Raw genomic sequence first — 11,907 nt, 5'->3', positions numbered from 1 at the left:
GCACCTAGATGTGTCCCATTCTGACTTCAAAACACTCTTGGCGGTATTTAAAAAGCGTATCGTAAAGGCTATGGACGGTATGCCACAAAAGGAGAAAGACGAGACTCTAGAATACCTTCAATCTCTAGTCGACATATGGCAGGAACGTTGTGATAGAACATCTAAGCCTTTAAGCCACTACACGGGAGAAAAGCAATTTCAACCGTTAATCCAACCTTATGAAAGTGCGCAACATGATGAAGCGTGGCGTACCCTAAATTCAATGAGAAATGTCGATACTGAAACCTGTTTGTTTATTAGAGGAGAGAACTAATGGCAGATTCAAACCGCGCTTACCGTAGTTCTCAATTGATTTCACCTTTTGGCCCTGGTTCTATCATTGAACTTGGTGACGAATCTCTTGCATTAGCAGACCCGATTTATTGGCCTAAAAGGCTTGAAGAGATAAAACTTGATCGTTTATCTCGCGAAGCTGGCGTATGGGCTTTGAAAAAACCGCCGGTAATCAAGAATAAGAGAGATGAGGTCGGTCCCCATAATGCTTTAATGACAGTCCGTTTCCCGAAATGGATGTTCTGTCCACGTTGTAAACGCATGGAACTTTGGAAAAAAGAAACCGGTAAGCTCAACGCAGATGGAATACCGGTATGTGCGAATAACTCATGTAAGCAAAAAGTTCTTGCTCCTATGCGTTTTGTCGCAGCGTGTCAAAAAGGGCATCTTCAAGATATTCCTTGGGTGTACTGGGCTCACAAAAATAGTAGACAGAAGACTTGTGAAAGCCCGGAACTCTACTTCCTGTCTAACCCTGAGCTTGGTAGCGGTTTGGATGCGCTCTATGTTGAGTGTAAAAATCCAGAGTGTGGCTCAAAAAACTCTCTTAAAGAAATAATGAGTCAGACAGGGCTCGCAGGTGTTAAATGCAATGATACTCAGCCTTGGGAATATAAAGATCCTGCAGAGCGCAAATGTGATGAACAGTTACATGTATTACAAAGGGGAGCAAGCAACCTCTACTACTCAATAGTGCGCTCGGCATTGGATATCCCTCATTCAGAGAAAAGCTCTGGGAACCAAATATATCTCAAGATAAAAGAATCAAATTATTTCGAAAGTTTGATGACTGCTTTATCTGATGGAAAAGAACGTCTAATTAACGCATATGTTGAAGAAATTGCAGAAGAGTTTGATCTTACTGAAGAACAAGTTTTGAACGCAGTAACTGGTAAAGAAAAGGAACAACGGACGTTTAAAGTTCCGAAAGATGAAGACTTAAGAGTTGCTGAGTGGGATGTTCTTTCTTCTCCAGATATTGCGAGTAAAGAGACTAAAACTTTTAAAGCTAAGGTCGCAGACTGGGCTAACTATCCCACTTTTGATTTTGATTCTGTAATAAAGCGAGTTGTTTTATTAGATAAATTACGTGAAGTACGTGCATTTTGTGGATTTGAGCGCGTATCACCAAGTGATAACGTTGTTAGCCCCAAAACCGCTTTGGAGAATAGATCGTGGCTTCCTGCTACTGAAGTCTATGGCGAAGGCATATTCATTGAAATGGATAACTCTGTCATTAACACTTGGGAACAGCATATGCCACAAGAGTTAAAGCTGCGAATTGAAAAGTTGAATAAGCACCATACGGAGCTCAGCTCTACTTATTTGCCAGTTCCAAGCGTGAAGTTTCTAGTTCTACATACTTTAGCCCACCTATTAATTAGACAGCTAAGTTTTGAAAGTGGGTATTCTAGTGGTTCTCTAAGAGAGAGAATCTATGCTGATGATGGTCAAGCCGGACTGCTTATATATACAGCTGATGGTGATTCAGAAGGAAGTTTGGGGGGACTCGTTCAGCAAGGCGAAGCTAACAGATTGTTTCCAGCAATGTTAGCTGCGTTAGAAACTGCATACTGGTGCTCTAATGATCCAGTGTGTAGTGAAAAGCAAGAGTTAGGCATTATGGGATTAAACCAAGCTGCATGTCACTCTTGTACAATAATTTCAGAAACTAGTTGCGAGAATAACAACCTTTTACTGGACCGAAAGATTTTAATCGGTACAGATAATTATGAAGGCTTATTTACTAAAATTGTCAATAATGCGCAGCAGGAGTTTAGCTAATGAGAATGCCTAATGCGCGTCAAATAAGCGAAGAACAACAAGACATTTTTGAAGATGCACCTATCGATGGAAGTATTCTGGTTTCGGGTCCTCCAGGAACAGGTAAAACTGTAATTGCCTTCCTTAGAGCGCAGATATTAGCTAATAAAAACCGTGACGTAACTGTTTTAATGTACAACCGTGTTCTAAGGCGTTACACAGAGAATGTGGCAGCTGAAATAAATGGAAACGTGCAATCAAAAACGATGCATACTTGGTTTCCCGAATGGTGGAGGTCACATAGAATCACTACAGGTCATAGCTCGGAAACACTCATTATTGATGGGGACCGAGCATTTGTGAACTGCCCTTATGAGGATAAGGACAAGTTAAAAAAAGTCGGCGGGAAATGGGGGGTTAATAAATTCAACCCATTCACAAATAAAAAAGGGATGTGGTACGTCCCAAAAAGCCGGTATGACTCAGATCCTAGTATCTATAGCGCGTGGACAGGGACTTCATATGAACCATTGGAGCTTGCACGATGGCAATACAATTGGTTAGCAATGCGTGACTTGTACCTAGATCAACCTCAAGAAAAAATGGTCGATTGGGGACACTTGATTATTGATGAAGCACAAGATTTCGAACCTGGCCTTTTTTCGTTCTTACATCTGACATCTAAGCAATTAGAGCATGGGGCATTAACGATCCTTGCGGATGAGAATCAAAGACTGGAAGAGAATCGTCACTCTAGTTTAGAAGACATTAGAACGACTCTTAAATTGAACAAGAAACCTGAGCGTGAGTTTTCTTTAACAATTAACTTCAGAAATACATATCAAATAGCAAAAGTAGCAAGTCATTTTTATGTAGGGCTACCAACTGGTGTTCCAAAACTACCTAATCGACAAGGGAACAAACCTCAGTTGGTTGTTGTAAGTAACGTTGAGCAGCAGATTCAATATATTTGTCGTTCACTAAAAAACAGAGCAGCATTAGAAGTTGGTGTAATTGTTGACAATGACACAGATCGGGAACTATTCGTCAAAGAGATAGCTGACCGCTTGATTAACTATACTGTACAGTCATACAGTAGTAAGAACTATAAAAGTAGCGAAGACTTGGTATTTGACACGCAAGGAGTAGTGACGGTATTACATCGTAAGAGCTGCAAGGGACTAGAATTCGATGCTGTTTTTATCCCTCAATTACAGTCTTTTACTGTTGATGATACTGACCTGACAACCTTTAAGATGAATCTCTACGTTATGTGTTCAAGAGCACGTGAAGAACTAGTTTTCTTATGTAATGATGGCACTAGAGCTAACCCTGCTTTTTTCGAGCACTTTCCGAACCGTGCCTCTGGATTAATCGATTATAGAGAACAAGAATAATGGAAATGACCCCTAATACAACGTGCTACGTGATGCTTTCTAAACGCTACCTTAGTCGTTACGTTCTCACTTACGAACTTCTTCCTCTAGAGTATTGCTTTGATGTGAATGGGCAGAAGGTTTTTGATCACACCACAATGCATTCCCTTGTTAATAAAGGAAAAGTGGGAGATAAAAATGTAGTTGTAGGGCTGACACAAAACTTAGGGGGCTCTTATCTGCCATATTGCCACATATCTGATATTGGTTTCACTAACCAAGATAGTTTAGATATGTTTGTAGAACGTAGTTATGAAAACTATGACTCACGTACCATCAACTGCCGCATTTTGACAAGTAATAATGAATCCTCAGAGTTAACTCTGGATATTGTTGAGCCTCCAACAGTCGACAAACATGCTTTTACGTTAAAGATGGCTTTGAATGACGCAATTATAGCGGCAACTCATTCTCATCTATTGACACATCCTCAGTTCACAACTGAGCTGTCCAATTATCTAGGCAATGCAGATCAACTATTGAATGCAATTCTAACTTCTTATTTAGAAGATACTAACCAACTGGTTGTCGCGATTGAATTTTTCAAGGTGTGCAGCAAGTTTAATATAGATACAGGTTGGCAATTAATAGAGGTCGTTGAAGAGCTTAAAAAGAATTTACCTCCAGAAGCAAACTCCGATGATGTTAAACGTTGGTTCGAGACTGCTCAAAGAATAATTAACAATGAAGACGTTAACCTTATTTACTCTGATGATAAGAACATCGCTCTAAGAGCGATGATCCTTGTCCTTCTCAATCCAGAGAAGGACAATATCAATGCTATGAAAGTTAGCCTTCAAGAACATTTAGGAGAAAAAGTCTATTCTCTAGCAAATATCTTTGTAGGAGCAAGGGCAGGTTACAGCTACCTGAGTGTAGAGCAAAGAAACATGCTCGCAGATAGAACACAGCTTCAGTTGCTAAATGCAAGTCTTTACAACCATGCATCTGATGAGCTAACAAGTGAACCAATCGAGCAAATTCCAACCCAGGAACAAATCTCCCCTGACGAAATCAAATTTATACTAGAGCAAGAACCTTGGCTCAAAAGAGCCAGCCCAGACATATTTCAGCTTTGCGCCGTTAAACCTATGGCTGGATTTGATCTTTCGCTTGAGTATGAACCTGAGAGTTTCTTAGCGTGGCGACTCATAGATGCTAATGGAACCAAAGGAATGGAAAAACTTAAGGGACAATTAGCTCTCAATTTATTGCTGTTACAAGGAAAATTACCAGTAGGAGTAAGAATAGAAGTCATACAAGATCGAGGTTTATACATCACTTTACCTCTAGTTTGGGCTAAAGAGGCTGATTTAAAAAATAAACTACAGTACATTCTTGATGAACTCATTGCGATTAAAATTGCCCAGAAATCGAGTAAGCTAGTTGTAAATTAAATAGCAATCCAAAAAGCCAAAGCATTATTTGCTTTGGCTTTTTTACTATTTATGCCATTCGATTATTTTTTCCAAAAACAGCTCAAAATCTTCCCTAGTAACTATCTTCTCGCCGAGCACGACATTCAACGTAGCTAACTTTTCGAACAAGTGGACTAAGCGAGCATCAACTGTGAAGTAATGAACTTGTGACATGGTCACACCTCCATGCTATGAGCCCGCACATTTATACTTGTACTACGTGAGCCAGCTCACCCAATGGAACGTAAATAGCTTTGTTATCTTCACGCCAAAAGCGCACTTTACGCACCGACCAACCACAACGAATAAAATCCTTATTCGTGAGATAGGTACCGGCCCCCATCGAATAGTTTTCACGATGCTCACAGCTTTGCGCTTTATCCGCTAAAAACGCCGTATCCTCATGGTTTAAGCACGCTTTACGCAATTCTGGAAATAACCGGCGCGTATGTTTAGACCAAGAGAGAATAATGGTTTTCTCTGTGTTGAATCGGTAATCATCCGCATAGGGATCGCTGTTGTCCTCATCAAAAACCGTGTATGTCGCCACAATTGCCCCCAGTGCCCAATCCGGTATTGATAGAGAGGCTTGAAACGCTTTCTCTTGTTCCACTCGTTGTTGATGGTCTGCCTTCCTTTGTTCTGCCTTTGCCAGTTCCTCTGCTTCTTGTTGTGCTTTCGCTAAACGGGTGCTCGCTAACACCTGAGAGCGAGACAACGCCACCGTATGCCGATTTAACTGATATGTTTTAATCAGTGCGAGCAGTTCTCGCCCCTGGGCGTCAGTAAAATACCAATGCGACGGCTCACTTTTCTCAAGCGATAGCGAGTTCTCGAGCACACGAAAGCAGTGATCCGCAAACCCACACTCATTGCCACCGCAGCCCAAATCGACGCGGCAACGGTGCTGATGGCCATTATCGAAATTCACCGAAATGTCTGTTTTATCGTAACCACCAAGCGAATTATCTAACGCCGCTTTTAACGCGATGGCCTCAAAAATATTGAATGGGAATTCCTCTCCCTCATTCAAGCGAGAGGATTCCGACCAATTCACCAACACCGAACGCGGCGAGACTTTCACTGTTGTAGAGCCTGAGTGATGCAACGGAGATACGTTGCTCGCGCTGACTGCCGTAGTGCTGTGAACTTGGGAAGAAAGGGAATGTGACATGATACGCTCCTTGTTTGATTTAATTTTCACCGTCGTTTTCGCCTAACTTCCCTTCAAAACCTCGTGGTTCTGCCCGTCAAAAGCGCGTAGCGTCCATTTCACTTTTTACGGGCAGGTTCTGAGGTTTTAAAGGTTAAGAAGTTGGCGCAAAACGCACGAGGGAAAATCAACACAGGGACCTGAATGCACTGCACTTAGCCAAGGTCAGACAGAACTTGGCTGGCAGCGACAACCCCATAGCCCTGATTGTGACCCGTAGGGCCAAGACAATGGGAAATACGCTGTTTGTATTTTTTATTGGCTTGGTTGAGCCACCGATTGAGGGAGGAACGAGTGAGGAGGTACGCGAAATAAAGCAGGAAAAAGCTACTTGTTGAAAGTCGTTTGAGAACCTGTATGTACTACTGTTTGAATGATCTTTAAGAAAGCATTAGAAATAGTGTGATATTAGTGAAGCAACCGCACACATTTCGTTGAATTTAAATGTAATAGTTCTTAATGTTGTACATCAATATATTGGATAAGACCTATAACAATGTATACATTCAATCAGTTAGATCACTTCGACATCCCCGATCTGGAAACCGTCATAAATCTTCTCAGGCCACATAACTGTCAACTAGCTCTTATCAAAGAACTTCCCAAAAACGCGAATGATAAAAACCAAGTGTATTATCACTCGGATGCGAGTCTATTGAACTCTATTTTTGACCTCCGGTTTAGCGACCGAGGCGAAAGTACCAGCATAACAAAAAGAGCTTCTGAACCAGGTAAAGCAATACCACAAGCAATATTCCACCGTTTTTCTTGGCTGAGTACTGATGGCATTCTGCATCCAGCTAAAGAGTGTAAAGCTATTGTTTATGCCCAGTATCCGGAAGCTAGACTATCAGGTTTTGTTACCGAAAAAGGGGAAATGCCCCGTTCAATGTCGGTGGAGTACATTAAAAGGGATGACCGGCTCCCGCGCTATTTAATCCTAGGCTCCACGCTGTCTGGCCATGCTGTTGCGATTATGGCAGTAGACCCGGGAGAAGTTCTGGTCAAAGAATTCAGAGCTCTTAGTTCCTACTATGGATCTAAAGTTTGCAAATCAATAACCATTCAACCAAACGGAGACAGCGGCTCTGTCAAACTGGAAAAAGTCCTCCGGGATAACGTAGCATCTAAAACGCTTCTAGGGTGCCGTTTTGATAAAAACGGCATCACTATTCCTTTCACCGGAACTCAAGTGCATGGCTATACGCTTGAACATGCCTGTGGAATTAAACCTAATGCTGAAAAAAACGGAGATATATACGGCATAGAACTGAAGTGTTTTACCCGTAAAAAGCTAACTTTGTTTACTCCGGAGCCTGACGGAGGTCTGTACGCAGAAAGCTTTGCAGATTTCATGATGAAATATGGATATCAGAAAGGGGAAGATTACCGTCTTACCGGCCTACACAGGGCCTATGTCGAGAACGAGAAAACAAAGTTGACCCTGAAAATCCGTTGCGTGCACTCTTTTAAGGATAAGAGAGAAGATGGCAGAAGCTATACCCGTTATGAGCCTGGCTATTACCAACCGGAAAAACCGATCACACGGCAGATGATAGAGATGGAAATAGTGCTTGAAGACAGAGAAGGAAATATTGCAGCAAGCTGGTCTTTGGAAAGGATCCTAAACTGCTGGGGTGCTAAACATAACGAAGTAGTATATGTTCCAGCAGAAAAACAGTGTAACGATGAACCTCACACTCTTGCGGAAGGTTACAAATGGAAAGTTAAGTTTGCGGATGAAGTACTATGGTGCCGGGATACCAACGCCGAAAAACTATTTAAAGCCATTCATTCCGGTACCATTTATCTGGATCCGGCCCCCAAATATAACCCGAGTAATCCGAAGTTGAATAAACGCCGCTCTCAATGGCGGCTTAACGATATCTACAAAGCTGCAAGTGAGTTATATGAGTTATCTGAACTAAAAAGGCTTACAAATTAATGAGAATCTGTGACAGACTTGTATAAAACAGCCAATTCAACTGTATTTACATACACATCACATACCAAAAGGGACATTTGTGTGATAAAATCACACACAAATATCCCTTTAAACACAATTAATCTTCCATGAAAAATAACGAAATCCTTAACTGTGGTGACCGTGAGGATACACTTCGCACGCAACGCCTAATCTCTGAGAGCAATAACCTACTTAAACTTCTTGTCGAAATTTATGACCAGAAAAACCTTGCACTGAAACTCAAAGAACTGGAATGTGGTTATGAGCAGGAAATAACTAGGGAGAAGCTAAACAGATGGAAAGCATCACCTAGTTCAAATGTGATTTGTTTCAGCGAAAGAGCAATAAAAGATATTCGCAGTAAACTGCTACCGGCAAAACCAGCACATTGGGACAACCCGGACTTCAGCTTTATCGATCTATTTGCTGGGATCGGTGGTCTGAGAAAAGGATTTGAGGATATTGGCGGCAGATGTGAATTTACCAGTGAGTGGGATCAGAAAGCTCGACGAACATACCTTGCCAATCATTACGTCAATGAAGCTGAATTACCTTACTTCCTAGACAGTGCAGATGAGAACCCAGAGAAAAATGTATCCCTAATGGATATAACTCAAATAACCAAGAGTGGAGACAGCAATGCAACAGAACAGGAAAAACGGGAAAGTATCCTGAAACATATCCCTGAACATGATGTATTACTTGCAGGTTTTCCATGCCAGCCGTTTTCTCTGGCAGGTGTATCGAAGAAAAACTCGTTAGGCAGATCTCATGGCTTTGAATGTGATACTCAGGGTACTCTATTCTTTGATGTTGAGCAGATCCTGCTGACTCGGAAACCAAAGTTTTTCGTTTTGGAAAATGTTAAAAACCTTAAGAGTCACGATAAAGGCAACACTTTTGCTACGATCATTCGCTCTCTAGACAGAGCTGGCTACCATGTTGCTGACATAAGTAATTCTGGTGAGAATATAGAAAAAGCAATTGAGGCAGTAAGAAAACGCAAACCTGAGCCAACGATTATTGACGGTGCTCATTTCACACCCCAGCATCGAGAACGTATTGTGCTTGTCGGTATCAGAAAAGATCTGGCCAAAGCAGATAATAGCTACCTTAACCTGTCACTGCGCAATATTCAGAAACCAGAATCAAGATATCGTGTGGAAGACATTTTGTGTCCCCTCACCAGAGAAGAAAAGCAGAAATACACACTGACCCCAAACCTGTGGAACTACTTGTATCACTATGCGCTTAAGCACCAAACTAAAGGAAATGGGTTTGGATTTGGCCTTATAGATCCTAGAAACCCAGAGTCAGTAACCCGTACGCTGTCAGCTCGTTATTATAAAGATGGTTCTGAGATTCTTATTAACCAAGACGGACTTTCTGCTGAATATCTTGAAAAAAATAAAGAGCATGCAATAAGAAAAAATCAGGAGCGTGAAAAAGAAGCGATCGCGCACGCTAATAAATTCCGCAAGGAATATCCGGAATGCTCGGATAAGCAATACAAAGATATGATTAAGGAAGGAGAAAAAAAATACGATGAGGCGAAAGGCCGTTATGCCCCTGAGTTTGACCCGCTCTACAAAACTCCTCGTCGCTTAACACCTCAGGAATGTGCCCGTCTGATGGGGTTTGAAAAACCGGAATATGACAGAACGGAGCAAGATAATGATTTTCGAATAGTGTGTGCTGATACAGCGGCCTATAAACAGTTCGGGAATTCTGTTGTCGTTCCGGTATTCAGAGCTGTCGCTCAGCTGATGAAGCCATTCATCGAAAAGTCAAAACACGGAGCATGTGATCAAGCTGCTTAGAATTTTCACACAGAGTAAGAAGAGTACAACTCTTCTTACTCTTCCCTTTTTATTATTGACAAGGATTGTCATCTTTTAGGTGAAACTCAGAAAAATAGACTTTATTTAAAATAAGCAATAAGTTAACAGAAAATCACACTGTATCGATTGCGTATGAATAATGAATTTAGAGATTTTTTACTACACTGGGAAGGAACGAAAAGGCTCGAGTCTTTTATTAGCGAGCAGTATTTTCAGAAGTCCGTAGAAAACTACTTTGGTAGAGAGTTCACCTCTTTCGACTGGTTTCGATGTACCTATGACTATGGGAAAAAGAGTATTTTTGTTCGATTTTTGGGGCGAAGTTATTCAATGCATATGTCAAGGGTTGACATAGCTCTTATTCGGGAACTTATAGACAAAAAAGAGACTGTTGTGATCGCCAGATACGATGAGTCCGGTGAATTCAAAGCCTATAAAGCCGTACTGAAGTTAGAGAGCAAAAAAATAGCATCATCAATATTTGATAGTGCAGAAAAGCTTTTGTGCCAACTTTCTCAGCACAATAAACTTAAACAAAGCCGTCCCGCAAAAAATAAAAAACCAGAAACTGACGCTGCGATAATTACGTATCTCCAAAAGGAATTATCTTCTCAAGAGCAATCATCTCTACTCCTTACTAGGCGGTTTATCTATGAGGTTCTCTATCCTGCATTTCATAATCATCCAAACGATATTGATGCAGTAGTTCTATCAAAGGGAAAAATTAAGTTTTTGGAATTTAAGCGAAAGAATCCTGCACAATCATACTTCACGACTAAGTTACCTCTGTCACAAGTAAAATCTATATGTAAACAAATCATAGACACGGAAGAGACAACCGACTCAAATAAATTGCGCACAACAATTCGAGAACGTTTAACAAATAGTGTAGGCCATATAGTATTTTCGCCCTCTTACGGTATAGATCAAAGCCATACCAAATTTATCAGATGGTGCCATTCCAATAATATGTGCTATTACCTAATTCATCTCAATGCAGGGAAAATGCTAAGCTCCGAGTTAATTAATCTGCACCTTAATCATTTAAAAACCTCGGTTAACTTTAGCTATAGAGAGATTAGAGTTGGGGATATTGACGGATTTAACTTTACAATTGGCGAGGATAGCGGAATGAATCCTTATCCTAGGATCCAAGAAACCATAAGAGCAGACAAGTTTGAGAAGTTAGAGCAGTCTAAGACTATGGATAGTATTTTTGAAATGATTGTGTAGGTACTCTTGACGACTGTATTAAGCATCTTATAAATGATTTGAATATAGATTTAGTTAACTAACCACCACGACACGCCCACGCTGCGCCTTTAAATTCATACTTCAACGCTAATACAGGCGCTGAATATACCTAGGTGATTAAAACTAGGAGTAACCCCAAAATGGGGCGCAGCATTGGGTGGGCGGGGGATGTGGTGGTACGCCATAAAATAGCTTGCGCCTTTTATGGATTGGCCGGAACGGACAACAACGAACGTACCGCAAGTGCTGAATCATAAAACGCTGACCTCACCCGCGCATCAAAACACATTGTTTGTGTTTTGATGCGTCACCCTGCTTTGTCCGTCTTTTTGGGCAAGGCAGATAAACTGCGCCAGCTTTGCTGGCTACCTTAGAGCACGCTTTTCAGTGCGGTGGCGACAATTTAACATAATGTCCAATAATGCTTGAAGTTGCCCAGTGCCCGGCAGCTTGCTGACGTTAGGCGCGTGCAATTTTGCATTATTCCACATTATGTTAAATTGTCGCACATGCCCCCAAGCTTGGGGGATGGGGGTTGGTAATAGATCTTTTAAGCGGCCTTGCTACGAAAGTCCGCTTTGAGCCGCCTTATCCTTTACGACGTTTATGTGATGGCCAGTGTCACGCAGTGACGCATGTTTTGGCCATGACATGCTTTTTCGTGGTAAAGGATAAGAAGTGG

The 11,907-nt window shown here is 41.4% G+C and carries 9 protein-coding genes; 7 read left to right on the top strand and 2 right to left on the bottom strand.

Going from position 1 to position 11,907, the window contains the following annotated elements; all coding sequences use genetic code 11:
- From R7Q38_RS21920 to R7Q38_RS21905, 4 genes are all read left to right on the top strand, one after another.
- The coding region (locus R7Q38_RS21920; protein WP_318114353.1) for a hypothetical protein at positions 1-313 on the top strand (313 nt) is incomplete at its 5' end.
- Positions 313-2,118: a DUF1998 domain-containing protein gene (drmB, locus tag R7Q38_RS21915; protein ID WP_239939104.1), complete on the top strand. Its 1,806-nt coding sequence runs from the start codon at positions 313-315 to the stop codon at positions 2,116-2,118. The genes R7Q38_RS21920 and drmB, both read left to right, overlap by 1 nt.
- Positions 2,118-3,494 (top strand): AAA family ATPase, encoded by a 1,377-nt coding sequence (locus R7Q38_RS21910; protein ID WP_239939103.1) that lies wholly within the window; start codon positions 2,118-2,120, stop codon positions 3,492-3,494. Before drmB ends, R7Q38_RS21910 begins: the two co-directional genes overlap by 1 nt.
- Positions 3,494-4,930, top strand: coding sequence for a hypothetical protein (locus tag R7Q38_RS21905; protein WP_239939102.1), 1,437 nt, complete (start codon positions 3,494-3,496; stop codon positions 4,928-4,930). Before R7Q38_RS21910 ends, R7Q38_RS21905 begins: the two co-directional genes overlap by 1 nt.
- 45 nt (positions 4,931-4,975) lie before the next feature.
- Here R7Q38_RS21905 and R7Q38_RS21900 read toward each other — a convergent pair whose 3' ends face one another.
- Positions 4,976-5,125: a hypothetical protein gene (locus R7Q38_RS21900; RefSeq protein ID WP_239939101.1), complete on the bottom strand. Its 150-nt coding sequence runs from the start codon at positions 5,123-5,125 to the stop codon at positions 4,976-4,978.
- A gap of 31 nt (positions 5,126-5,156) precedes the next feature.
- On the bottom strand, positions 5,157-6,125 hold the full coding sequence (locus R7Q38_RS21895) for an LPD25 domain-containing protein (RefSeq protein ID WP_239939100.1): 969 nt from the start codon (positions 6,123-6,125) through the stop codon (positions 5,157-5,159).
- Between the two features lie 535 nt (positions 6,126-6,660).
- On the opposite strand from R7Q38_RS21895, the gene R7Q38_RS21890 reads away from it, so the two are divergent.
- The 3 genes from R7Q38_RS21890 to R7Q38_RS21880 all read left to right on the top strand — a co-directional run bounded on the left by R7Q38_RS21890 (position 6,661) and on the right by R7Q38_RS21880 (position 11,204).
- Complete coding sequence (locus R7Q38_RS21890) at positions 6,661-8,109, top strand: MvaI/BcnI family restriction endonuclease (RefSeq protein WP_239939099.1); 1,449 nt, start codon at positions 6,661-6,663, stop codon at positions 8,107-8,109.
- A gap of 128 nt (positions 8,110-8,237) precedes the next feature.
- On the top strand, positions 8,238-9,950 hold the full coding sequence (gene dcm, locus R7Q38_RS21885) for a DNA (cytosine-5-)-methyltransferase (RefSeq protein WP_239939098.1): 1,713 nt from the start codon (positions 8,238-8,240) through the stop codon (positions 9,948-9,950).
- Positions 9,951-10,103: 153 nt separating this feature from the next.
- Complete coding sequence (locus R7Q38_RS21880) at positions 10,104-11,204, top strand: hypothetical protein (RefSeq protein ID WP_239939097.1); 1,101 nt, start codon at positions 10,104-10,106, stop codon at positions 11,202-11,204.
- The last annotated feature ends 703 nt before the right edge of the window (positions 11,205-11,907 follow it).

Source organism: Vibrio sp. Vb0598 (assembly GCF_033338935.1).
In the GTDB taxonomy this organism is placed as follows: Bacteria; Pseudomonadota; Gammaproteobacteria; order Enterobacterales; family Vibrionaceae; genus Vibrio; species Vibrio alginolyticus.
The sequence above is the reverse complement of the archived record's forward strand: the minus strand, read 5'-3'. Positions and strand labels throughout refer to the sequence as shown.

Excerpts from the sequence above, each read along its gene's own strand:
- drmB (WP_239939104.1), top strand. The coding sequence starts at position 313 with ATGGCAGATTCAAACCGCGCTTACCGTAGTTCTCAATTGATTTCACCT.
- R7Q38_RS21910 (WP_239939103.1), top strand. The coding sequence starts at position 2,118 with ATGAGAATGCCTAATGCGCGTCAAATAAGCGAAGAACAACAAGACATT.
- R7Q38_RS21905 (WP_239939102.1), top strand. The coding sequence starts at position 3,494 with ATGGAAATGACCCCTAATACAACGTGCTACGTGATGCTTTCTAAACGC.
- R7Q38_RS21900 (WP_239939101.1), bottom strand. The coding sequence starts at position 5,125 with ATGTCACAAGTTCATTACTTCACAGTTGATGCTCGCTTAGTCCACTTG.
- R7Q38_RS21895 (WP_239939100.1), bottom strand. The coding sequence starts at position 6,125 with ATGTCACATTCCCTTTCTTCCCAAGTTCACAGCACTACGGCAGTCAGC.
- R7Q38_RS21890 (WP_239939099.1), top strand. The coding sequence starts at position 6,661 with ATGTATACATTCAATCAGTTAGATCACTTCGACATCCCCGATCTGGAA.
- dcm (WP_239939098.1), top strand. The coding sequence starts at position 8,238 with ATGAAAAATAACGAAATCCTTAACTGTGGTGACCGTGAGGATACACTT.
- R7Q38_RS21880 (WP_239939097.1), top strand. The coding sequence starts at position 10,104 with ATGAATAATGAATTTAGAGATTTTTTACTACACTGGGAAGGAACGAAA.